This is a genomic window from Mycobacterium heidelbergense (assembly GCF_010730745.1).
Lineage (GTDB): Bacteria > Actinomycetota > Actinomycetes > Mycobacteriales > Mycobacteriaceae > Mycobacterium > Mycobacterium heidelbergense.
Genome location: NZ_AP022615.1, coordinates 917,514 through 939,157, shown reverse-complemented (window position 1 = coordinate 939,157; position 21,644 = coordinate 917,514). Strand labels below are relative to the sequence as shown.

Sequence of the window (21,644 nt, the reverse complement as noted above, 5' to 3'; positions counted from 1 at the left end):
GTCGGCCGTCGGCCTCTTCCGCCGAGCGTCACGCCAGCGTGGCGCCCGGCGTCGACGGCCACGCTAGCGTGACGCCCGGCGCACACGTCGGTGGCCTGGTCCAGGATCCTCCCTATGGGGGAAGTGTTTGTCGGCAGTGAAGCGATCGCCGCAGCCGCGTTGACCGAACATCAGCTACGCCGCTGGTATCGGACGATCTTTCGTGACGTCTACATGCCGAAGCCGGACGAGCCGTCGCTTCACGATCGTGTTTTTGGCGCCTGGCTGTGGTCGCGGCGACGGGCGGTGATCGCCGGCGTGGCGGCCTCGGCGCTGCACGGTGCGCAATGGGTTGACGCGGACACGCCCATCGAACTCGTCGCCAAAAACGCCCGACCCCAGCGCGGACTAATCGTCCGCAATGAAACACTGGGCGCCGACGAAGTGACTACCGCCAGGCGGCTACCGGTGACATCACTCGCCCGCACCGCTTTTGATCTCGGCCGCCACCTGCCACGCGGTCAGGCGCTGGCACGACTGGACGCCCTCATGCGCGCCATCGCCGTTCTCCTTCGAGGACGTCTCCATCCTGACCAAGCGATACGCGGGTGCCCGTGGTCTGCGACGGCTCGCCGAGATACTGCCACTGGTGGACGGGGGCGCGGCCTCGCCTAAGGAAACCTGGTTGCGGTTGCTCCTCATCGACGCCGGTCTGCCGAAACCGACCACACAAATCCCGGTCAACGATGGCTGGCGACTCGTAGGCCTGCTTGACATGGGCTGGGAGGACTACATGGTCGCCGCCGAATATGACGGCGACCAACACCGCACCGACCGACCGCGATACGTCAAGGACATCGCACGACTGGCCAAGATGCAGGACTTGGGCTGGGTCGTGATCCGCGTCGTCGCCGAGCATCGACCCGACGACATCGTCCGCCGGGTCGATGAGGCGCTCACCCGCCGCGGCTATCGCCGAGCGTCACGCCAGCGTGGCGCTCGGCGTCGACGGCCACGCTAGCGTGACGCTCGGCGCGTCGCGCGGGCGACGAGGTACGCCAGCGCGTGGTCTGTATCGGAGGGCAGCGCGTCGGCCGGCCACCACCGCAGGTCGTCCGATTCGTCGCTGATCGCGATCCGCGCGCCGGCCGGCGCGCGCGCCACGAACTGCAGGTCGAGGTGGCGGGTCGGCACGCCCAGCGAGCAGGTGACCGGGTGGACGTGCACGGCGGCCAGTTCGGGCGCGATGCGCAGGCCGTCGACGCCGGACTCCTCGGTGGCCTCGCGCAACGCCGCCGCGACGATGTCGGCGTCGTCGTCATCGCAGTGCCCGCCTAGCTGCACCCACCGGCCCAGCCGGGGGTGCAACGTCAGCAGCACCCGGGTGCCCGCGTCGTCGAGCACCAGCGCCGACGCGGTGACGTGGCCGGGCACGCACTCGCGGCGGCACGCGTCGGCGCGGCCGTGCACGAAGGCCAGCACGGCGTGGCGCAGCGAATCCTGCGCCGGGTCGGCGGGCCGCCACTCGGTGAGGATCGAGATCGCCGAATCCCTGAGGCTCAACGGGATCCCCGCCGCGTTCGGCGACCTCGAAGCGCGACCCACGCCGCGCGGCATTGCGCCACGACGTCCGGCGACAGGCCGAGGCCGTCGATCAGAACGCGACGGTCGACGACGTCGAGCGCCTTGTCGATCTCGTTGGCCTTCAGCAACAGGTCGACGTCGCAGGCGAGGTCGGCGCCGGCGTGCGCCGGTGCGGGGACGGGAAGCTGCTCGGCCTCCGCGGGTTCCAGCTCCAAGATGCCCCCACCGTAACTGCGGCCCATGATCTCGGTGAAGGCGAACGTCACGCTGTTGTGGAACACCGCGGCCAGCGCGACCGGGTCCACACCCGGCGCCAGCCGCACCCGATGCACGGTGTCGGTGCTCGTCGCCCCGGCGGCGTTGACGGTCAGCCGCGGCGCCCGGTGGATCTGGCGCAGCATGAACAGGTCCGGAATCCACAGCGACGGCGTGCTCCACCATGGCTCGCGGACCGAGCACTTGTAGCCCCGGTGCACGCCGGCGGCCTCACCCGCGCCGATGTGCGCGGCCAGCTCGGCGTCGGCCGGCTCGGGCGGCGCGTCGAGCAGCCAGGTCCGGTGGCCGGCGGCGACATCGCCCGCCCGGCAGTCGGTGTCGTAGATCAGCCCGGACAACTGCGCGCTGCGCGAGACGAGCGGGACGCAGTGTCGCGTCAGCCCGAGCCCCCGCGCCTGCTCGTCGGTGAATGTGAAGAAGCTGTTGCGGCCCGTCACGATGCCCACGTCCACGCCGGCGAGGGACCCGAGCCGGGTCATGGCCGTCGACCGCCTGAGCGTGCGCAGCAGCCGGATCGCGGCGGGGTCGAGGAAATACGTGGTCCACTTTTCGTTTTCGTGCGGCAGGGCGGGGGCCGACTCGACGTCAAGATCGGCGTGCGCCAACGCGTTCGCGTCGACGAGCTGCACCGTGCGGATCCGCGCCGGGCCCGCGCCGACGACGCCGCAGAACAACACGACCTCCTGCAGGACGCCGTCGAACACCAGCCGCTCGAACGTCAGCAGCGTGATGTCGGTGAAGCGGCTCAGCAGGAAGTCGCGCAGCTGGGCGGCGTAGGTGACCTGAAGCAATTCCGCGGGAAGGACCAGGCCCACCCGGCCGCCGTCGCGCACCAGGACGGTGCTCGCGACGACGAAGGGAACCCACGCGTTGGTCAGCCTGCTGGGGCGCAGCCCCTCGCGCCGCATCAGCTCCAACGCCGGCTCTCGTTGGTCGGCGGCCCAATTGCCGAAACGGATGTAGGGCGGGTTGCCCGCGACGCCGTCCCAGCCGCCGGCCTCGGTGCTGGCCAGCCAGGTGAACAGGTTGTCGGCGTCGACGGGGGCGAACTCCCGCGACTTGGCCGCCTCCCGCGGGATGAGTTCCACGCCGTGCGCCCGGCCCCCGAGCGCGGCCAGCTCGCGCAGGATCGCGCCGTCGCCGCAGGAGGGATCGACGATCCGCGGACCGGCCCGGCGAACCCATCCGGCCAGGAACCGGGCCACCGGCGCGGGGGTGTAGTAGCCGCCGCGGACCTTGTCGGCCGACGCCGCCGCCTTGCCCGCGAACGTCTTCATGGGCCCAGTATTACCTGCGGATCAGCAAGTCCCCGGTGTCGGCCGGGTCGCGCAACCCGGCCGCTTCGGAGGCGTAGCCGATCGCGATGGCGCCCAACGGTTCCCAGTCGGCGGGCAGCCCGAGCTCGGCGCGGACGAGGTCGGCGGCGAAGATCGTCGAGCCGATCCAGCAGCTGCCCAGCCCGCGCACCGCCAGCGCGACCAGCAGGGCCTGCACGGCCGCCCCCACCGCGACCGTGAACATGGTGTGCTCGGCGTCGGTGCGGTCGGCGTCGGGGTAGGCGTGCGCACCCTCGGGGACCAGGAACGGGACGACGACCTCCGGTGCGTCGTAGAGGATCCCGCCGCGCGCCACCCGGCGGTCGATAGATTCGGCGGGCCGGCCGTCACCGGCAAGGTCGCGGCGCCACTTGTCTTTCATGCGGTCCAGCAGCCGGGTCCGGGTGGCCGGATCCTGCAGCCACACGAACCGCACCGGCCGGGTGTGGTGGGGGGCCGGCGCGGTGAGGGCCTCGGCGACCGCGGCCTCGACCAGCTCCGGCGGCACCGGCTCGCCGCTGAACCGGCGCACCGATCGGCGCGACAGCTGGGCCTGCCGGCGGCCCATGTCGAGGGCCTCCGCGGTGCCGAGCCAGAACAGGTCTTCGGTGCCCGGCCGCAGCAGCCGCCGCGCCGTCGAACCGTCGTCGGCCACGCTGAGCCCGCGCACCACGGCCACCGGCATCGCGGTCAGCTTGCCCTTGACCAGATCGGCGGCCGCCGCGACCTCGTCGGCGATCGCGACCTCGGTGACGAGCAGCTCGTTGCCGTGCCGGTCGACGGCCCCCGAATAGCTGTGCAGCACAGCAAGACCCGACGCGCCGACCGCCGCGTCGGTCTGGCCGTTGCGCCAGGCGCGGCCCATCGTGTCGGTGACGACCACGGCGACGTCGACGCCGAGCCGCTCCCGCAGCCCGGCGCGCAGCGTCGCGGCGCTGGCGTCCGGGTCGACCGGCAGCAGCGCCAACTCGTCGCGGCCCACGTTGGATCCGTCCACGCCGGCGGCGGCCTGGACCAGCCCGAGCCGGTTCTCGGTGATCAGCGTTCGGCCCTTGCGCGCCAACACGCGCACCGCCTCGTCGTCGATCAGCCTGCGGCGCAGCGCGTCCCGCTCCTCGACGTCCCGCGGCGCCGGCACCAGCCGGCCCTCGCACTTGGACACCGCCTTGCTGGTCACGACGACGACGTCGCCGTCGCGCAGCCAGGGCGCGGCGGCGGCGACGGCGGCGCCGAGATCGTCGCCGGGCCGGAACTCGGGAAGCCCGGCGACGGGCAGGATCTCGATCCTCGAGGCGGTGCCATGCTCCTTCGGAGGATTCATGCCGCTCACGCCTCCAGGCCCGCGAGCTCGAGCCCGGCCCGGACCATCTCGGCCGTCGCCTTAGGGTCGCTCATCAACAGCGGTATCGCGCGCACGGCGACCCCCTCGATCTCGGCCGAGTCGCCCTCGTGGACCAGCCAGCAGTCCAGTATCCCGGCGGCCCGCCGCGCCCCGTAATGGCGGCCGACCGCCTCCGCGGTGGACTCGACGCCGATCACGGACAGGCAGGCATCGGCCATGCCGCGCAACGGCTTTCCGCCGACGATCGGCGAGTAGCCGACGATCGGGGCCCGGGCCGCCCGCAGCGCACCGCGGATGCCGGGGACGGCCAGGATGGCGCCGACGCTCACCACCGGGTTGGACGGCGCCAGCAGGATGACGTCGGCGTCGGCGATGGCCTGCACCGCTTCGGCTGCGGCGTCGGCCTTTTCGGCGCCGACGAACGCGAAGCTGTGGGTGGGCACCTGGGCCCGGTACCGCACCCACCACTCCTGGAAGTGGATCGCCCGGCGGCCGTCGCCGTCCGGATCGGTGATCACCACGTGCGTCTCGCAGCGGTCGTCGGTGGCCGGCAGCAACCGAGCGCCCGGTTGCCAGCGGTCGCACAGCGCGGTGGTGATCTGCGAGAGCGGGTAGCCGGCCCGCAGCATCTGGGTGCGCACCAGGTGGGTGCCCAGGTCGCGGTCGCCCAGCCCGAACCAGTCCGGCTGCACGCCGTAGCGCGCCAATTCCTCCTTGGCGTGCCAGGTTTCGTCGCGGTGACCCCACCCTCGCTCCGGGTCGACGCCTCCGCCTAAGGTGTACATGCACGTGTCCAGGTCCGGACAGACACGCAGCCCGTGGATCCAGGCGTCGTCGCCGACGTTGACGACCGCGGTGAGCTCGTGGCTGTCGGCGCCCGGGCGCTGCCGCGCCTGGAACTGACCGAGCCCGAGCAGCTGCTGGACCCCCAGCAGGAAGCGGGCGCCGCCGACCCCACCGACCAGAACGGTGACCTTCACATCGCCCGACAGTACTGCCCCACGACGACGCCCGTTTCGACGACCGAAATCGACGACCGAAAAAGGAAAGTCATGCCGAGTGTGATCGACACGCCGATCGACCAAAACAACAGAAACGCCGAAATTTCGTCACGAGATGATATGGAAATGCGGCATAAGGCTTGACCAAGCAGGTCAACGAGTGTCTAATCACAACAGTGTCATTTCCCGGTTGGCCAGCCGATTCCGGTGTCGCAGGCCGAGATTCGATCACTTGTTCGAATTGTCTGAACATCAGAACAGCGGGACTCACTTTAACTCTCTCAATTCAAAGCTGAGGAGGCGGACGAAGCATGTCTTATGAGCACCTTCGGGGCGTTATGACAGGCACACCGCACATCACCCTGGGCTCGGCGCCGGCGCCAATCGCCCGTCCCCACCTGACCGTGGTTCCTGATGCGCCAGTCGCATTCGAGCCCGAGCCCCTGCCGCCGACGACCGCGGACCAATGGCAGGACCGCGCGCTGTGCGCGCAAACGGATCCCGAGGCCTTTTTCCCGGAAAAGGGCGGCTCGACCCGTGAGGCCAAGAAGATCTGCCTCGGCTGCGAGGTGCGTCATGAATGCCTGGAGTACGCGCTGGCGCACGACGAACGCTTCGGCATCTGGGGCGGCCTCTCCGAGCGTGAGCGCCGCCGCCTCAAGCGCGGCATCATCTGAGCTTGGCGCGCGGCCGCAACGTTATTCGTCGTCGATCGTCGGGTCGATGACCGACGGCTCGACGTCCAAGTAGATGGCCACCTGGGCCACCAGGATCTCGTGCAACAACTCGTCGAGTTCGACGGTGTCCTTGGCCCGTCGCTCAATCGGCTTGCGGAACAAGACGATTCGTGCCCGCGTGGCATTGCCGCGCACGTCCACGCCGGCGGGGATCAGGCGGGCCAGCGCAATTGGCCCGTCGGCGATGACCTCGGGCGGCCACTGCACGCTGTCCGGATCCTTCGCGGCGATGCGCGGGATTTCGTCGACGGCCACGTCGAGCTCCGACACCCGCTCCTGCCAGCGCCGCTCGATGGGCTCGTAGGCCTCCAGCACCGCCATGTCGAACCGCTCGGCGCGGCTGCGCCATCCCGGCACGGTCGGCGGCAGCAGCGGACCGCGCATGTCGCGGCCCCGTCGGGACGCCCGGGATGAAGCGGCCCGGCGCCGCGAATCGTCCACGCGCCGATGGTAACGGTTGCACATCGCGGGCCGGGCGAATGCGCGTGTCCGGCGCTTCCGCGGCGTTTGTGCACGATAACCTTTCGATCGTGAACGTTCCCCGTCGCTGCTGCCGGCCCGGGTGTCCGCACTATGCCGTGGCGACCCTGACGTTCGTCTACTCGGACTCGACGGCGGTGGTCGGTCCCCTCGCGACCGCCCGCGAACCGCATTCGTGGGACCTGTGCGTCGGCCATGCCGGCCGGATCACCGCGCCCCGCGGATGGGACCTCGTGCGCCACGCCGGACCCCTCCTTTCCGAGCCCGCCCATCCCGACGAGGACGACCTGGTCGCCCTGGCCGACGCGGTGCGCGAGGGCCGCCCGGGCGATCACGGCCTGCCCGACGGGGCGGCCGCCGCGCCGCGGAACGGCTTCTCCGACCCCCACCTGCACCACTCCGGGGCGCACGCCACCGCGCCGAGCAGCGGTCTGCTCGCGCCGGCCGAGCAGCGTTCGGGGCGCCGCCGCGGACATCTGCGGGTGCTGCCCGACCCGAGTGACTAGCGGCGGCTCACGCGCCCCGAAGTTCCGCGCACCGTCGCGGCCGGTGCGGTTCCCCGGGCCGATAGGCTGGCGCCCAAGAGGCGAAGCAATCCATGGTGTCAGGAGGCCCCCGCATGTCTCGGCCCGCCGCGACTGTCCGCCGTGTCGTCAAGGCGTACGACGTGCGCGGGCTGGTCGGTGAAGAGCTCGACGAGCCGCTGGTCGCGGACCTGGGCGCCGCGTTCGCCAGGCTGATGCGCGCCGAGGGCGCGCGTCAGGTGGTGCTCGGCCACGACATGCGGGACAGCTCGCCGGCGCTGGCCGCCGCGTTCGCGGCCGGGGTGACCGGCCAGGGCCTGGACGTGGTGCGGATCGGGTTGTCGTCCACCGACCAGCTCTACTTCGCGTCGGGGTCGCTGGACTGCCCCGGCGCGATGTTCACCGCGAGCCACAACCCGTCGGCCTACAACGGCATCAAGCTGTGCCGGGCCGGCGCGAAACCCGTCGGCGCCGACACCGGCCTGGGCGTCATCGGCGACGACGTGATCGCCGGCGTCGCAACGTATGACGGGCCGCCCGGAACCATCTCCGATCGCGACGTGCTGGCCGACTACGGCGCGTTCCTGCGCTCGCTGGTGGACACCTCCGGGCTGCGTCCCCTGCGGGTGGCCGTCGACGCCGGCAACGGCATGGCCGGCCTCACCGCGCCCGCGGTGCTCGGCGCGATCGACTCGATCACCTTGCTGCCGTTGTACTTCGAGCTCGACGGCTCCTTCCCCAACCACGAGGCCAACCCGCTCGACCCGGCGAACCTGGTGGACCTGCAGGCCTATGTGCGCGACACCGGCGCCGATATCGGCCTGGCCTTCGACGGGGACGCCGACCGGTGCTTCGTGGTCGACGAACGCGGGCGGCCCGTGGCGCCGTCGACGGTGACCGGCCTGGTGGCCGCCCGCGAGCTGGGCCGCGAGATCGGCGCCGCGGTCATCCACAACGTGATCACGTCGCGCGCGGTGCCCGAGCTGATCACCGAGCGCGGCGGCACCCCGCTGCGCTCCCGGGTGGGGCACTCCTATATCAAGGCGATGATGGCCGACACCGGCGCGATCTTCGGCGGGGAACATTCGGCGCACTACTACTTCCGCGACTTCTGGGGCGCCGACTCCGGGATGCTGGCGGCGCTGTACGTGCTGGCCGCCCTCGGCGAGCAGCAACGGCCCCTGTCGGAGCTGACCGCCGACTACCGCCGCTACGAATCGTCCGGCGAGATCAACTTCACGGTGGACGACGCGTCGTGCTGCGTGGACGCGGTGTTGGAGTCGTTCGGCGCCCGGATCCAGTCCGTCGACCACCTGGACGGGGTGACCGTCGATTTGGGCGACGGCAGCTGGTTCAACCTGCGCAGCTCCAACACCGAGCCGCTGCTGCGGCTCAACGTGGAGGGCCGCACCACCGAGGACGTCGACGCGGTGGTGGCACAGGTCAGCGCCGAGATCGCCGCCCACCGGGCGCGCGAGGGGGCCGCCCCGTGAACCCCACCCGGCTGATCGATCTGGAAGACGCCGACGGGCTGCTCGCCGCCGACCGGGACGGCCTGCTGCGCGCCGCGTCGTCGGCGGGCGCGCAGGTGCGCGCGATCGCCGCGGCGGCCGCCGAGGGCGAACTGGACTCGCTGCGGGCCCACGACCGGCCACGCAGCGTGATCTGGGTGGCCGGGCGGGGGACCGCCCAGACCGCCGGGGTGATCCTGGCCGCGACGCTGGGCGGGGCGGCCTCCGAGCCGATCGCGCTCGCCGAGGAGGCGCCGCCGTGGGTCGGCCCGCTTGACGTGCTGATCGTCGCGGGCGACGACCCCGGCGATCCGGCGCTGGTCAGCGCCGCCGCGATCGGGGTGCGCCGGGGCGCGCGGGTGCTGGTGGTGGCGCCGTACGAGGGCCCGCTGCGCGATTCCACGGCCGGCCGCGTCGCGGTTCTGGCGCCGCGGGTGTGGGTTCCCGACGAGTTCGGGCTGTGCCGCTACCTGGCGGCCGGGCTGGCCGCCCTGCGCGCCGTCGACCCCGGGTCGAGCGTCGATCTGGGGCTGCTCGCCGACGAGCTGGACGCCGAGGCGCTGCGCAACAGCGCCGGGCGCCAGCTGTTCACCAATCCCGCCAAGACGATCGCCGCACGCCTGGCCGGTCGCCGGGTGACGCTGGCCGGCGACGGCGTCGCGACGCTGGCGCTGGCCCGGCACGGCAGTTCGGTCCTGCTGCGGCTGGCGCACGAGGTGGTCGCCGCCGCCGGGCTGGCGGACGCGGTGGCGGCGCTGCGGGCGGCGGGTCCGGGACGGGCCGATTCGTCGGCGGACGCCCTCTTCCACGACGAAGAGATCGATGGGCCGCTGCCCGACCGGCTTCGGGTGCTGACCCTGACGTTGGCCGCCGAGCAGACGGTGGTGGCCGCCCGGACCGCCGGGCTCGACGACGTGTACCTGCTCGCCGCCGAGGACGTGCCCGACGGCCCCGGCGGCTCGGCCGGCTCCACGGTTGCGCCGGCGTTGGGGGGTGCCGGGCGCGCCGAACAGCAACTGGCAGTATTGGCCGTTCGGCTGGAGATGGCCGCGGTTTACATGCGACTGGTGCGGGGATAGATAGACAAGTGGAACTGCTTCGCGGGGCCTTGCGGACGTACGCCTGGGGATCGCGCACCGCCATCGCCGAATTCACCGGGCGCGCGGTTCCCGCGGCCCACCCCGAGGCCGAGCTGTGGTTCGGCGCGCACCCCGCCGACCCGGCCTGGCTGGAGACGGACGACGGCGAAGTCTCGCTGCTGGACGCGGTGACCGCCGATCCCGAGGGGCAGCTGGGCCCCGGGTCGCGCGCCCGGTTCGGGGATGTGCTGCCGTTCCTGGTCAAGGTGCTGGCCGCCGACGAGCCGCTGTCGCTGCAGGCCCACCCCAGCGCCGAGCAGGCCGTCGAGGGCTACCTGCGCGAGGAGCGGCTGGGCATCCCGGTGAACTCGCCGGTCCGCAACTACCGCGACACGTCGCACAAGCCGGAGTTGTTGGTGGCGCTGGCGTCGTTCGAGGCGCTGGCGGGTTTTCGTCAGGCGCCCCGGACCATCGAGCTGCTGCGGGCGCTGGCGGTCTCCGACCTCGACCCCTACATCGATCTGCTGAACGACCAGTCCGACGCCGACGGCCTGCGGGCGCTGTTCACCACCTGGATCACCGCGCCCCAGCCCGACATCGACGTGCTGGTGCCCGCCGTGCTGGACGGTGCCATCCACTACATCACCTCCGGGGCAACGGAATTCGCGGCTGAGGCCAAGACGGTGTTGGAACTCGGCGAGCGCTATCCCGGCGACGCCGGGGTGCTGGCGGCGTTGTTGCTCAACCGCATCAGCTTGGCCCCGGGCGAGGCGATCTTCGTGTCGGCCGGCAACCTGCACACCTACCTGCGTGGCTTTGCGGTGGAGGTGATGGCCAACTCCGACAACGTGTTACGCGGCGGCCTCACCCCCAAGCACGTCGACGTGCCCGAGCTGCTGCGGGTGCTCGACTTCGCGCCCACCACCGAGGCGCAGCTGCGGCCCCACGTCCGCCGCGAGGGGTTCGGACGTGTGTACGAGACGCCGACCGACGAGTTCGCGGTCGCGCTGCTCACGCTCGACGGTGACTACCTCGGCCACGAGGTCGACGCGTCGTGCGGCCACGAGGGCCCGCAGATCCTGCTGTGCACCGAGGGTCGCACGACGGTGCACGCCAAGTCCGGGTCGCTCACGCTGGAGCGCGGCATGGCCGCCTGGGTGGCCGCCGACGACGGACCGATCCGGCTGGTCGCGGCCGAGCCCGCCAAGCTGTTCAGGGCGACCGTGGGGCTGTGACGGCCCGGTCCCGGCGTTCGCGCTGTGCGGCCCAACGGGTCCCGCGGGTTGGGAAAGGGAGGGTGAATGGCGCATCGATGGCGCACGAAGTCGATCGAACAATCGATCGCCGACACCGACGAGCCGGAGACCCGGCTGCGCAAGGAGCTGACCTGGTGGGACCTGGTCGTGTTCGGCGTCGCGGTGGTGATCGGCGCCGGCATCTTCACGGTGACCGCGTCCACCGCCGGCGACATCACCGGCCCCGCCATCTGGATTTCGTTCGTCATCGCCGCGGTCACCTGCGCGCTGGCGGCGTTGTGTTACGCCGAGTTCGCCTCGACGCTGCCGGTCGCCGGCAGCGCGTACACGTTCTCCTATGCCACCTTCGGGGAGTTCCTGGCCTGGATCATCGGCTGGAACCTGCTGCTGGAGTTGGCGATCGGCGCGGCCGTCGTATCCAAGGGCTGGTCGAGCTACCTGGGATCGGTGTTCGGATTCGCCGGTGGCACAGTCGAATTCGCGTCGGCCGAGCTCGACTGGGGCGCGCTGCTGATCGTCGCGCTGGTGGCGACCCTGATCGCCCTGGGAACCAAACTGTCGTCGAGGTTTTCCGCGGCGATCACGGCCATCAAGGTGTCGGTGGTGGCGCTGGTCGTGGTCGTCGGCGCCTTCTATATCAAGGGCTCCAACTATTCGCCGTTCATTCCGAAGCCGGAGGCCGGGCATGAGGCCTCGGGCATCAACCAGTCGGTGCTGTCGCTGCTGACCGGGGCGCACGGCAGCCACTACGGCTGGTACGGGGTGCTGGCGGGGGCGTCGATCGTGTTCTTCGCGTTCATCGGATTCGACATCGTCGCGACCATGGCCGAGGAAACCAAGCGGCCCCAGCGCGACGTCCCGAGGGGGATCCTGGTGTCGCTGGCAATCGTCACCCTGCTCTACGTCGCCGTCGCCGTCGTGCTGTCCGGCATGGTTCCCTACACCGAGCTCAAGACCACCCCCGGCGGCAAGCCGGCGAACCTGGCCACGGCCTTCACGGCCAACGGGATTCACTGGGCCAGCAAAATCATCGCCATCGGGGCGCTGGCGGGGCTGACCACCGTGGTGATGGTGCTGATGCTCGGGCAGTGCCGGGTGTTGTTCGCGATGGCGCGCGACGGGCTGCTGCCGCGGTCGCTGGCCAAGACCGGCCCGCGCGGGACCCCCGTGCGGATCACCGCCCTGGTGGCGCTGGTGGTGGGCGCGACCGCGTTCGTCTTTCCGATCGCCAAGCTCGAGGAGATGGTCAACGTCGGAACGCTGTTCGCGTTCGTCCTGGTGTCCGCCGGCGTCATGGTGCTGCGTCGGACTCGCCCGGACCTGGAGCGGGGATTCCGGGCGCCGTGGGTGCCCGTGCTGCCGATCGCCTCGATCTGCGCGTGCGTGTGGCTGATGCTGAATCTGACCGCGCTGACCTGGGTTCGGTTCGGCGTCTGGTTGGTGGTGGGGACCGCGATCTACGCCGGATACGGCTACCGGCATTCGGTGCAGGGCCGCCGGGAGGCCGGGTCGCCCAACGAACCCGACCCCGACGCGACCACCGCGGCGGCGTAGGGCTTGCGGCTTTCGGTGTGCTGGGCGTCCTCGACGTCCAGGACATCGAGTGTGCGCCTGCGGCATCGAGTGCGCGGCTCGATGCCCAGGACATCGAGTGTGCGCCTACGGCTTTCGTTGTGCGCCTACGGCTTTCGCAGTGAATCCTGGGCGGGAAAACGGCCGGATTAGCGCCCTGGCCGCACACTCAACGCCGTCAGTTCACACTCAAACGCCGCAGGTGCACGCTCGACGCCGCTGGCGCCGAGCCTGCGCTAGTGGCATCGAGCCTGCGTCCACGGCTGGCTTTTCGCCTCGGGTGCCGCTACCACCGCAGTCTCGGCGCCCCGGCCGGGGCGCGGTGAGCCCAAGATCGCGCGTCGATCCCCAGGTGTCACATCGGTCACTGGCTGGCCGGCATAGGCCGATGTGCCCACCTCCGCGCGACAGTCCACCGCGCTTGTCGCTGTTAGGTGGGCAAAGAAGTAGGTGCCTCCGAAGCCGAGATGCGAGTGACACCTGTGACCACCACGACGTGTCCGGCGGTTCACGCTCTCTCACTGACGCAGCACACCAGCTCATTTCGTCCCGATCCGCAGACGCCCAAGACCCAACGGCGGTCAACGTCGGGCGTTGTGACCAGACCCCGCTGACGCCGAGTCTGCGCTGGTGGCATCGAGCCTGCGGTCACGGCGAGCTTTTCGCCTCGGGCGCCGCCCCCACCGCAGTCTCGACGACCACCAAGCTCCGTTGCCGGCCGATGTTCTTCGACAAGTCCGCGCGATTGCCTTCGGCAGGGCCAGCCCCCGCCACGTGCTTTACAAAAGAGCATCATATGTCTAGACATAAGACATAGAATCAAGTATTGTCCAATCTCAACGTGGTGTGACTCACAAGGAGGTTTGGCAGATGACCACACTCGGACAACAGATGACCACACTCGGGCAGGAGCTAGAGGTCTGGCGGGACAAGAAGCGTCGCCTGTGGCTCATGGGACTGATCGCCCCGACGGCGCTGTTCGTGATGCTGCCGATCGTCTGGGGGCTCAACCAACTCGGTTGGCACGCCGCGGCCCAGGCGCCGCTGTGGATCGGGCCGATCCTCCTCTACATCCTGTTGCCGATCCTCGACCTGCGCTTCGGGCCGGACGGCCAGAACCCGCCCGACGAGGTGATGGAGCGGCTGGAGAACGACAAGTACTACCGCTACTGCACCTACGCCTTCATCCCGTTCCAGTACCTCAGCGTCATCTTGGGCGCCTACCTGTTCACCGCCGCGAACCTGAGCTGGCTCGGCTTCGACGGCTCGCTGGGCTGGGCGGGCAAGCTCGGCGTGGCGCTCTCGGTCGGCGTGCTGGGCGGCGTCGGCATCAACACCGCGCACGAGATGGGGCACAAGAAGGACGCGCTGGAGCGGTGGCTGTCCAAGATCACCCTGGCCCAGACCTGCTACGGCCACTTCTACATCGAGCACAACCGCGGCCACCACGTCCGCGTCGCCACCCCGGAGGACCCCGCGTCGTCGCGCTTCGGCGAGACGTTCTGGGAGTTCTTGCCGCGCAGCGTCTTTGGCAGCCTCCGCTCGTCGTTGCGGCTGGAGGCCCAGCGGCTGCGTCGGCTGAACAAGAGCCCCTGGAACCCCACCACCTACCTGTCCAACGACGTGCTCAACGCCTGGGCGATGTCGATAATCCTGTGGGGCGTGCTGATCGCGATTTTCGGCCCGGCGCTGATCCCGTTCGTGATCATCCAGGCCGTCTTCGGCTTCAGCCTCCTGGAAGCGGTCAACTACCTCGAGCACTACGGGCTGCTGCGGCAGCAGAACGCCAACGGTCGCTACGAGCGGTGCGCGCCGGTGCACAGCTGGAATTCCGACCACGTCGTCACCAATCTGTTCCTGTATCACCTGCAGCGGCACAGCGACCACCACGCCAACCCGACCCGCCGCTACCAGACGCTGCGCAGCATGGAAGGCGCACCCAACCTGCCCAGCGGGTACGCGTCGATGATCGCGCTCACCTATTTCCCGCCGCTGTGGCGCAAGGTGATGGACCACCGGGTGCTGGAGCACTACGACGGCGACATCACCAGGGTCAATGTGCAGCCCCGCCTGCGCGAAAAGCTGCTCGCCCGGTACGGGGTCCCCGAAAAGGTCGCGGCATGATGGCCGCCTACCGCTGTGCCGGCTGCAGCTACACCTACGACGAGGCGAAAGGCGCTCCGCGGGAAGGCTTTCCGGCGGGCACGCGGTGGGAGGACATCCCCGAGGACTGGTGCTGCCCGGACTGCGCGGTGCGTGAGAAACCGGATTTCGAGAAGGTGGGAGTGAACGCATGAGCGACTACAAACTGTTCCGCTGCATCCAGTGCGGCTTCGAGTACGACGAGGCCCTGGGCTGGCCGGAGGACGGCATCGCCCCCGGAACCCGCTGGGACGACATCCCCGACGATTGGAGCTGCCCGGACTGCGGCGCGGCGAAATCCGACTTCGAGATGGTGGAGGTGGCGCGGCCCTGAGCGGCTCCGCTGTCGATCTCAAAAGCGAACTCAAAAGAGATAGTGTCGCGGCTGTGAAGCGGATGTCGTACGCCGAGGCGTCGCGGGCCCTGCTACGCGAGTCCGTGCTGGACGCGATGCGCGACCAGCTGCTGGCCCGGGACTGGTCCGCCATCACGCTGTCGGACGTGGCCCGGTCTGCCGGCATCAGCCGGCAGACCATCTACAACGAGTTCGGCTCGCGGCAGGGCCTGGCGCAGGGTTACGCCCTGCGCCTGGCCGATCGTCTGGTCGACGCCGTCCACGCCGCGCTGGACGCCAACGTCGGCGACATCTACGAGGCGTTCCTGCAGGGTTTCCGCGCCTTCTTCTCGGAGTCGGCGGCGGACCCGTTGGTGATCTCGCTGCTCACCGGCGTCGCCAAGCCCGACCTGCTGCAGATCATCACCACCGACAGCGCGCCCATCATCACCCGCGCGTCGGCCCGGCTGACGTCGGCACTCACCCAAAGCTGGATCGCCGCCAGCGACGAGGACGCCGGCGTGCTGGCCCGGGCCATCGTGCGACTGGCGATGAGCTACGTGTCCATGCCGCCCGAAGCCGATCATGACGTCGCGATGGATCTGGCGCGGCTGATGACGCCCTTCGCGGAGCGCCACGGCGTCATCGACCTTCCCTGACACGCAGCGCTGACGGCCCGGCGGCTACAGTGGCGGAAGAACATACTTAAGCTAACTACCGCTTGGATCCGGTAAGCCCTAAGAAGGATGAGACATCTATGACGACGACCGAAAACGCGCTGACCCCCGACGTTCGCAACGGCATCGAATATAAGGTCGCCGACCTGTCGCTGGCGGATTACGGTCGCCGCGACATCGAGCTCTCCGAGCAGGAGATGCCGGGTCTGATGTCGCTGCGCCGCGAGTACGCGGAGGTGCAACCGCTCAAGGGGGCGCGGGTTTCGGGCTCGCTGCACATGACCGTGCAGACCGCCGTGCTCATCGAGACCCTCGTCGAACTGGGCGCGGAGGTCCGGTGGGCGTCGTGCAACATCTTCTCCACCCAGGACCACGCCGCCGCCGCGGTGGTCGTCGGCAAGCACGGCACCCCGGAGGAGCCGAAGGGCGTCCCGGTGTTCGCCTGGAAGGGCGAGACGCTCGAGGAGTACTGGTGGGCCGCCGAGCAGGCGCTGACCTGGCCGGACGAACCGGCCAACATGATCCTCGACGACGGCGGCGACGCCACCATGCTGGTGCTGCGCGGTGCGCAGTACGAGAAGGCCGGCGTGGTGCCGCCCGCCGAGGACGACGACCCCACCGAGTGGAAGGTCTTCCTGGAGCTGCTGCGCAGCCGCTTCGAGACCGACAAGGACAAGTGGACGAAGATCTCCGAGTCGGTCAAGGGCGTCACCGAGGAGACCACCACCGGCGTGCTGCGCCTCTACCAGTTCGCGGCGGCCGGGGATCTGGCGTTCCCGGCGATCAACGTCAACGACTCGGTCACCAAGTCCAAGTTCGACAACAAGTATGGCTGCCGGCACTCGCTGATCGACGGCATCAACCGCGGCACCGACGTGCTGATCGGCGGCAAGAGGGTGCTGATCTGCGGTTACGGCGACGTCGGCAAGGGCTGCGCCGAGTCGGTCAAGGGCCAGGGCGCGCGCGTCGTCGTCACCGAGATCGACCCGATCAACGCGCTGCAGGCCCTGATGGAGGGCTTCGACGTCAAGCGGGTCGAGGACGTCATCGGCGAGGCGGACATCGTCATCACCGCGACCGGCAACAAGGACATCATCACCCTCGAGGACATGAGGGCGATGAAGGACCACGCGGTCTTGGGCAACATTGGCCACTTCGACAACGAGATCCAGATGGCCGCGTTGGAGAAGTCCGGTGCGACGAAGGTCAACATCCGGCCGCAGGTCGACGTGTGGACCTTCCCCGACACCGGCAAGTCGATCATCGTGCTGTCCGAGGGCCGGCTGCTGAACCTGGGCAACGCCACCGGACACCCGTCGTTCGTGATGAGCAACAGCTTCTCCAACCAGGTGATCGCGCAGATCGAGCTGTGGACCAAGAACGACGAGTACGACAACGAGGTGTACCGGCTGCCCAAGCACCTCGACGAGAAGGTGGCCCGCATTCACGTGGAGGCGTTGGGTGGCGCTCTCACCCGCCTGACCAAGGAGCAGGCCGACTACATCGGCGTCGACGTCGAGGGCCCGTACAAGGCGGACCACTACCGCTACTGAGCGTGAGGTGTCCGGTCACCGACCCAATACGCGACGCAGTCCGCGGTCGACCTTGTGCATGAAATGTGCCGGCAGCTGACTGGCCCGGTCGGCAGGTCGGCTGCCGGACGGCGTTCCGAGGTCTGCCCAATAGATCTCTGACCGATCACCCGTTGTCGCCTGCGGCGTCGAGCACACGGTGCCCGACGGCCACCGCGTCCGCATTCGTCTCATCGGGCGCGCCGAGATACTCGAGCGCGCTGTCGATTTGCCGGCTCAGGGACCGTGCGTCCAGTTCATCGAGGTAATGCTCGGCGGCGCGAGCGAAGAACTCCGAGCGACTCATGCCCAGGTCAGCGGCGCGGCGGGAGGCCCGGTCGAACGTCTCGTCTGGCACCGAGATGGCTGTCTTCATAGCCGAAGTATGACCGGGTATAAACCCTGGCCGGGAACCTGAACCCGGTGAGGTGTTTCGACACGGGACGGTGCCGGCGATGTCAGGGAAGGGCTGCGGGCGCTCCGGCGTCGACGTGTGGTTCCGCAATCATCGCAAGGCTGGAAAGCTCCTGGTAGCCGTGTTGCATATGTGTCGTAGCAATCGTGGATACCACTAGATTATCTACCGGTAGTACACCGCTCCTCATTCGCCCCTGCACTTAAGATGGCTGCTGCCGCAGCAATACAATTGTTCGCCAGAACATAGTGAATGCTCTTTGGTTTGCTGAGAGATAATGCTTCACTGTCGACACCGACGCGGCCAGGCGGTGCTCGTCGCCGAGACGCTGCGGTCTGCAGCGGCACGCAGCGCCACGTTTAAAATTGCGACGCACCTCAATCTCCGACCCAGCTAATCTGCAACGGCCAGGTATCGGTCAGCGACGAAAACCCCTCCGCACCTACAGCTGGTCCGAGTTGGCCGACCCATTTGGCGATCACCCCGCCATCACCGGCGGGGCCAGCTGCGTGCGCACTGTTTACGGTGAACGAACCCAAGAGGTGGGGGTGTGGTGTGCCCGGCCTTGTCTGGGGTGAGCGCTGGTGGTGGATCGCCGGGCATGATCGGTATTGGCTTGTGCCACAAGCACACCGGCGCTGTTCGGTCTTGGTGTGCGCGGACCGTTGTCGGTTGTCTCTGACCTCACCGACGGTGATCTCCCTCTCCGGCCACCGTGGCCATTTCCAACCTCCTCAAGTTGCTGTAAGTCCGGTGGTGGTCGCCGATGCGAGCCGGTGACCGATCAACGGCAATGGGCCCCTTCGGCAAGAAGGGGCCCATCCGCTTATATCGGTGCGCTTCACAGTGGGAGCGCAGCGTTTCGGGACTACGCGACCAAATGCCAGCCGGATGACGCTCACTCGGTTTCACCCATGACGCCGCGGCCCGGTCTGAAATCTCTTGCGGCGACGTGGGCGCAATCAACCCGCAGGCACACCGGTCACACCGGCACCGGCGACCTCCTCACGATTGATCGCCAACCTGTAGCGAATACGACATCACATGTTCAGGCAGCATCACTGCCCCCGCCAAGCGGCCACCGATACGCCCGGGTCAGCCGTGACCCTTGATGCTGGGTGCCCCGGTGGTATCGGCTACCACCGCGCGGCGATCGGGTCGTCGAACAGGTCGTAATCGCCGGTGGCCTTCCACTGCTCCACCGCCCGGTGCGGGGCGCCGAACCAGCGGACGTGCGGGGCCACCTCGGCGGGGGAACGCGCGCCGTCCGTGAGGTGCCCGGTGGGGATCTCTTCAGACATCACCGGTGTGCTCAGGAAGGGATTGAGGAGCCGCACGCCAAACAGGACCAGGTTGTGGGTTCCCGGCAGCGCGGCCGAGGGCACGATCATCGCGGTGGCTCCGCTGCCCCGAACGGCATCGGCCAAGGCTTGCGTAACGGCGTAATCGTCGCCGACGAGGTCGTCGGGCGTCAGCCCATACCGCGCGCAGTCGTCGAAATCGACCCGGGTCGGGTCATCCACGTCGACGAGCGCCGTCCACAGATTCAGGACAACGTCGTCCGGATTACCGTTCGGGCCGACGTGGTGGCGAAGCATCTCGGCGGCGGGGCCAAGCGGGTGAAGACCCAGGTACTGGACCGTGTCGCTTTTGGCGCGGTGGAACCGGCCGGCGCGCGAGCTGGGGAATGCCCACCACGGTGAGTCGTACGCCGCGTGCCGAAAGACCGTGAGCCTCATGCCGTCGTGGCACGAGCCGCGGTCGCAGCGTTGAGGAGCCGCGGGTAGCACAGCGGGTCGTCGAGCAGATCGATCGGCCGCCGGCCCAGCACCGGATGGTCACGATAAAACCAGGCGACCACACCCGGGCCGGTAAACGAGTGGCGCAGCTGGTTTACCAGTTGCCCCACCGCGCGGATACGGGCCGCGTCGTCCGCCGCGGGCGAGGCCCCGTCCTGCGCCAGCCAGCGCTGAAGCTGGCGAACCGAGACCCCGAGCAGGTCCGCAAGGGTCTTCTGCGGGGCCGCGAGGACCTCAGCCGTCCTGGTCAGGACCTCCCGGGTAGGAACATCGTCGGCGTAGGGCCGATTCTCAACGATGTCGCGCAGCGCATGGCGGAACTGCTCGAGCGCGATGCGCACATCCCGGCGCTGCCGCTCCTTGTTGTCGTGGCGGAGCGCCTTTTCGGCGCTATAGGCGGCCGCCCACAGCGTCGTCGTCAGATAGGGGTCGGCTTCAAGCCGCAACGGTGTCGCGGCGCCGAGCGTCCGCTCAAAGCTGTCGACGAGCTGGCCAACCTCACCGGGAACCGTCTTGGACCGCTGCAACAGCTTGGTCGCTTGGTCCACCCGGCCGAGCAGGGCGCCGAGGTCAGGTTCCGTCGTAGACATGTCGTCATCGTACGACACAACTGCGCCACACCGGATCGTTGAGTAGGCTCGCGCCGTGCTGATCGCGATCGAAGGGGTCGACGGCGCGGGCAAGCGGACGCTGACCGAAGGCCTGCGCAACGCCTTCGAGGCGACCGGGAAGTCGGTGGCCACGCTCACGTTCCCGCGGTACGGCCAGTCGGTGACCGCCGACATCGCGGCCGAGGCGCTGCACGGCGAGCACGGCGACCTGGCGTCGTCGGCGTACGCGATGGCCACGCTCTTCGCGCTCGACCGCGCCGGGGCGGTCGACGAGATCGAGCGGCTACAGCGCGACCACGACGTCGTGATCCTGGACCGCTACGTCGCCTCCAACGCGGCCTACAGCGCCGCCCGCCTGCACCAGGACGCGGCAGGGGACGCGACGACCTGGGTACATCAGCTCGAATACCGGCGGCTACGGCTGCCCGCGCCGGACTGGCAGATACTGCTGAACGTGCCCGCCGAGCTCGCCGGGCAGCGGGCGCGAAGCCGGGCGCAGAGCGATCCGGGCCGGGCGCGCGACAGCTACGAACGCGACGACGGGCTGCAGCGGCGCACCGGTGACGTGTACGCCGGGCTGGCCGCCGCGAACTGGGGCGGACGCTGGATGGTGGTCGACAAAGACGTCGATCCGAGCCGGCTGGCCGCCAGTTTGACCGCCAGATAGCACAAATTTGTCACGATTTGCCCTTATTGCGCGCGAAACGCCCGTGTGGTGCCCCAGTTTTATCCCGATCTGGTGACACCATGGACTCCATGAGGCAAAGGATTCTGGTCGTCGACGACGACGCTTCGCTGGCCGAGATGCTCACCATCGTGCTGCGCGGGGAGGGCTTCGACACCGCAGTCATCGGCGACGGCACCCAGGCCCTGACCGCGGTGCGCGAGCTGCGTCCCGACCTGGTGCTGCTCGACCTGATGCTCCCGGGCATGAACGGCATCGACGTGTGCCGGGTGCTGCGCGCCGATTCCGGCGTGCCGATCGTGATGCTGACCGCCAAGACCGACACCGTCGACGTGGTGCTGGGCCTGGAGTCGGGCGCCGATGACTACATCATGAAGCCGTTCAAGCCCAAGGAGCTGGTCGCCCGGGTGCGGGCGCGGCTGCGGCGCAACGACGACGAGCCCGCCGAGATGCTCTCGATCGCCGACGTCGAGATCGACGTGCCGGCGCACAAGGTCACCCGCAACGGCGAGCAGATCTCCCTGACACCCCTCGAGTTCGACCTGCTGGTCGCGCTGGCACGCAAACCGCGCCAGGTGTTTACTCGTGATGTGCTGCTCGAACAGGTGTGGGGCTATCGGCACCCGGCGGACACCCGCCTGGTGAACGTGCACGTCCAGCGTCTGCGGGCCAAGGTCGAGAAAGACCCCGAGAACCCGACCGTGGTTCTGACCGTTCGAGGAGTGGGATACAAGGCCGGACCCCCGTGATCGC

The 21,644-nt window shown here is 69.2% G+C and carries 21 protein-coding genes and 1 pseudogene; 14 read left to right on the top strand and 8 right to left on the bottom strand.

Features of this window, described 5'->3' with window-relative positions; all coding sequences use genetic code 11:
• Positions 1 to 114 precede the first annotated feature (114 nt).
• Positions 115 to 1,000 (top strand): annotated as a pseudogene (locus G6N25_RS04470) (hypothetical protein).
• Here G6N25_RS04470 and G6N25_RS04465 read toward each other — a convergent pair.
• The 4 genes from G6N25_RS04465 to cofD are packed head-to-tail and all read right to left on the bottom strand — an operon-like array spanning position 997 to position 5,477.
• Positions 997 to 1,542: an NUDIX hydrolase gene (locus G6N25_RS04465; RefSeq protein WP_083073267.1), complete on the bottom strand. Its 546-nt coding sequence runs from the start codon at positions 1,540 to 1,542 to the stop codon at positions 997 to 999. The pseudogene G6N25_RS04470 and the gene G6N25_RS04465 sit on opposite strands and share 4 nt — an antisense overlap.
• Positions 1,539 to 3,116: an Eco57I restriction-modification methylase domain-containing protein gene (locus G6N25_RS04460; protein ID WP_083073190.1), complete on the bottom strand. Its 1,578-nt coding sequence runs from the start codon at positions 3,114 to 3,116 to the stop codon at positions 1,539 to 1,541. The genes G6N25_RS04465 and G6N25_RS04460 overlap by 4 nt, the downstream gene beginning before the upstream one ends.
• Before the next feature lie 10 nt (positions 3,117 to 3,126).
• A complete protein-coding gene (locus G6N25_RS04455; RefSeq protein ID WP_083073189.1) occupies positions 3,127 to 4,476 on the bottom strand; it encodes a coenzyme F420-0:L-glutamate ligase in 1,350 nt (449 codons plus the stop codon).
• 5 nt (positions 4,477 to 4,481) lie between these two features.
• Positions 4,482 to 5,477, bottom strand: a complete 996-nt coding sequence (cofD, locus tag G6N25_RS04450) for a 2-phospho-L-lactate transferase (RefSeq protein WP_083073188.1) — start codon at positions 5,475 to 5,477, stop codon at positions 4,482 to 4,484.
• Positions 5,478 to 5,836: 359 nt separating this feature from the next.
• Between cofD and G6N25_RS04445 the strand changes: the two genes are divergently transcribed.
• Positions 5,837 to 6,175, top strand: coding sequence for a WhiB family transcriptional regulator (locus G6N25_RS04445; RefSeq protein ID WP_083073186.1), 339 nt, complete (start codon positions 5,837 to 5,839; stop codon positions 6,173 to 6,175).
• A gap of 21 nt (positions 6,176 to 6,196) precedes the next feature.
• On the opposite strand, the gene G6N25_RS04440 is transcribed toward G6N25_RS04445, so the two are convergent.
• Entirely contained in the window at positions 6,197 to 6,619 is a 423-nt protein-coding gene (locus tag G6N25_RS04440) for a metallopeptidase family protein (RefSeq protein WP_083073185.1), read from the bottom strand.
• Positions 6,620 to 6,765: 146 nt separating this feature from the next.
• On the opposite strand from G6N25_RS04440, the gene G6N25_RS04435 reads away from it, so the two are divergent.
• The 10 genes from G6N25_RS04435 (at position 6,766) to ahcY (ending at position 17,363) form a co-directional block, all read left to right on the top strand.
• The gene (locus G6N25_RS04435; protein WP_197745667.1) at positions 6,766 to 7,221 is read left to right on the top strand and encodes a DUF3499 domain-containing protein; all 456 of its coding nucleotides are present in this window, start codon (positions 6,766 to 6,768) and stop codon (positions 7,219 to 7,221) included.
• Positions 7,222 to 7,334: 113 nt separating this feature from the next.
• A complete protein-coding gene (locus G6N25_RS04430; RefSeq protein WP_083073183.1) occupies positions 7,335 to 8,732 on the top strand; it encodes a phosphomannomutase/phosphoglucomutase in 1,398 nt (465 codons plus the stop codon).
• Positions 8,729 to 9,829, top strand: a complete 1,101-nt coding sequence (locus G6N25_RS04425) for a TobH protein (RefSeq protein ID WP_083073182.1) — start codon at positions 8,729 to 8,731, stop codon at positions 9,827 to 9,829. The genes G6N25_RS04430 and G6N25_RS04425 overlap by 4 nt, the downstream gene beginning before the upstream one ends.
• A gap of 8 nt (positions 9,830 to 9,837) precedes the next feature.
• Complete coding sequence (gene manA, locus G6N25_RS04420) at positions 9,838 to 11,064, top strand: mannose-6-phosphate isomerase, class I (protein ID WP_083073181.1); 1,227 nt, start codon at positions 9,838 to 9,840, stop codon at positions 11,062 to 11,064.
• Positions 11,065 to 11,130: 66 nt separating this feature from the next.
• The gene (locus G6N25_RS04415) at positions 11,131 to 12,639 is read left to right on the top strand and encodes an amino acid permease (RefSeq protein WP_083073180.1); all 1,509 of its coding nucleotides are present in this window, start codon (positions 11,131 to 11,133) and stop codon (positions 12,637 to 12,639) included.
• Positions 12,640 to 13,527: 888 nt separating this feature from the next.
• Complete coding sequence (locus G6N25_RS04410; protein ID WP_179961647.1) at positions 13,528 to 14,781, top strand: alkane 1-monooxygenase; 1,254 nt, start codon at positions 13,528 to 13,530, stop codon at positions 14,779 to 14,781.
• On the top strand, positions 14,781 to 14,954 hold the full coding sequence (locus G6N25_RS04405; RefSeq protein WP_083073179.1) for a rubredoxin: 174 nt from the start codon (positions 14,781 to 14,783) through the stop codon (positions 14,952 to 14,954). Before G6N25_RS04410 ends, G6N25_RS04405 begins: the two co-directional genes overlap by 1 nt.
• Positions 14,951 to 15,133: a rubredoxin RubB gene (gene rubB, locus G6N25_RS04400; protein WP_068100530.1), complete on the top strand. Its 183-nt coding sequence runs from the start codon at positions 14,951 to 14,953 to the stop codon at positions 15,131 to 15,133. The genes G6N25_RS04405 and rubB overlap by 4 nt, the downstream gene beginning before the upstream one ends.
• 62 nt (positions 15,134 to 15,195) lie before the next feature.
• Positions 15,196 to 15,792 carry a TetR family transcriptional regulator AlkX gene (alkX, locus tag G6N25_RS04395; protein ID WP_142272545.1) on the top strand — a complete coding sequence of 199 codons (597 nt, stop codon included), beginning with the start codon at positions 15,196 to 15,198 and terminating at the stop codon, positions 15,790 to 15,792.
• Between the two features lie 98 nt (positions 15,793 to 15,890).
• Positions 15,891 to 17,363 carry an adenosylhomocysteinase gene (gene ahcY / locus G6N25_RS04390; protein ID WP_083073177.1) on the top strand — a complete coding sequence of 491 codons (1,473 nt, stop codon included), beginning with the start codon at positions 15,891 to 15,893 and terminating at the stop codon, positions 17,361 to 17,363.
• 145 nt (positions 17,364 to 17,508) lie between these two features.
• Here the strand turns inward: ahcY and G6N25_RS04380 are convergent, their stop codons facing one another.
• The 3 genes from G6N25_RS04380 to G6N25_RS04370 all read right to left on the bottom strand — a co-directional run bounded on the left by G6N25_RS04380 (position 17,509) and on the right by G6N25_RS04370 (position 20,203).
• Positions 17,509 to 17,757: a ribbon-helix-helix domain-containing protein gene (locus tag G6N25_RS04380; protein WP_083073176.1), complete on the bottom strand. Its 249-nt coding sequence runs from the start codon at positions 17,755 to 17,757 to the stop codon at positions 17,509 to 17,511.
• 1,175 nt (positions 17,758 to 18,932) lie between these two features.
• The gene (locus G6N25_RS04375; RefSeq protein WP_083073175.1) at positions 18,933 to 19,535 is read right to left on the bottom strand and encodes an RES family NAD+ phosphorylase; all 603 of its coding nucleotides are present in this window, start codon (positions 19,533 to 19,535) and stop codon (positions 18,933 to 18,935) included.
• Positions 19,532 to 20,203 (bottom strand): hypothetical protein, encoded by a 672-nt coding sequence (locus tag G6N25_RS04370; protein ID WP_083073174.1) that lies wholly within the window; start codon positions 20,201 to 20,203, stop codon positions 19,532 to 19,534. Before G6N25_RS04370 ends, G6N25_RS04375 begins: the two co-directional genes overlap by 4 nt.
• A 37-nt stretch (positions 20,204 to 20,240) precedes the next feature.
• Here G6N25_RS04370 and G6N25_RS04365 point away from each other — a divergent pair, with 37 nt between their 5' ends.
• Both G6N25_RS04365 and mtrA read left to right on the top strand, forming a co-directional pair.
• The gene (locus G6N25_RS04365) at positions 20,241 to 20,873 is read left to right on the top strand and encodes a dTMP kinase (protein ID WP_083073173.1); all 633 of its coding nucleotides are present in this window, start codon (positions 20,241 to 20,243) and stop codon (positions 20,871 to 20,873) included.
• 80 nt (positions 20,874 to 20,953) lie between these two features.
• Positions 20,954 to 21,640, top strand: coding sequence for a two-component system response regulator MtrA (gene mtrA / locus G6N25_RS04360; protein ID WP_007168097.1), 687 nt, complete (start codon positions 20,954 to 20,956; stop codon positions 21,638 to 21,640).
• Positions 21,641 to 21,644: the final 4 nt, after the last annotated feature.

Excerpts from the sequence above, each read along its gene's own strand:
- G6N25_RS04440 (WP_083073185.1), bottom strand. The coding sequence starts at position 6,619 with ATGCGCGGTCCGCTGCTGCCGCCGACCGTGCCGGGATGGCGCAGCCGC.
- G6N25_RS04405 (WP_083073179.1), top strand. The coding sequence starts at position 14,781 with ATGGCCGCCTACCGCTGTGCCGGCTGCAGCTACACCTACGACGAGGCG.
- G6N25_RS04430 (WP_083073183.1), top strand. The coding sequence starts at position 7,335 with ATGTCTCGGCCCGCCGCGACTGTCCGCCGTGTCGTCAAGGCGTACGAC.
- G6N25_RS04375 (WP_083073175.1), bottom strand. The coding sequence starts at position 19,535 with ATGAGGCTCACGGTCTTTCGGCACGCGGCGTACGACTCACCGTGGTGG.
- G6N25_RS04380 (WP_083073176.1), bottom strand. The coding sequence starts at position 17,757 with ATGAAGACAGCCATCTCGGTGCCAGACGAGACGTTCGACCGGGCCTCC.
- G6N25_RS04460 (WP_083073190.1), bottom strand. The coding sequence starts at position 3,116 with ATGAAGACGTTCGCGGGCAAGGCGGCGGCGTCGGCCGACAAGGTCCGC.
- mtrA (WP_007168097.1), top strand. The coding sequence starts at position 20,954 with ATGGACTCCATGAGGCAAAGGATTCTGGTCGTCGACGACGACGCTTCG.
- rubB (WP_068100530.1), top strand. The coding sequence starts at position 14,951 with ATGAGCGACTACAAACTGTTCCGCTGCATCCAGTGCGGCTTCGAGTAC.
- G6N25_RS04445 (WP_083073186.1), top strand. The coding sequence starts at position 5,837 with ATGACAGGCACACCGCACATCACCCTGGGCTCGGCGCCGGCGCCAATC.
- G6N25_RS04415 (WP_083073180.1), top strand. The coding sequence starts at position 11,131 with ATGGCGCATCGATGGCGCACGAAGTCGATCGAACAATCGATCGCCGAC.
- G6N25_RS04410 (WP_179961647.1), top strand. The coding sequence starts at position 13,528 with ATGACCACACTCGGACAACAGATGACCACACTCGGGCAGGAGCTAGAG.
- G6N25_RS04455 (WP_083073189.1), bottom strand. The coding sequence starts at position 4,476 with ATGAATCCTCCGAAGGAGCATGGCACCGCCTCGAGGATCGAGATCCTG.
- alkX (WP_142272545.1), top strand. The coding sequence starts at position 15,196 with ATGTCGTACGCCGAGGCGTCGCGGGCCCTGCTACGCGAGTCCGTGCTG.
- ahcY (WP_083073177.1), top strand. The coding sequence starts at position 15,891 with ATGACGACGACCGAAAACGCGCTGACCCCCGACGTTCGCAACGGCATC.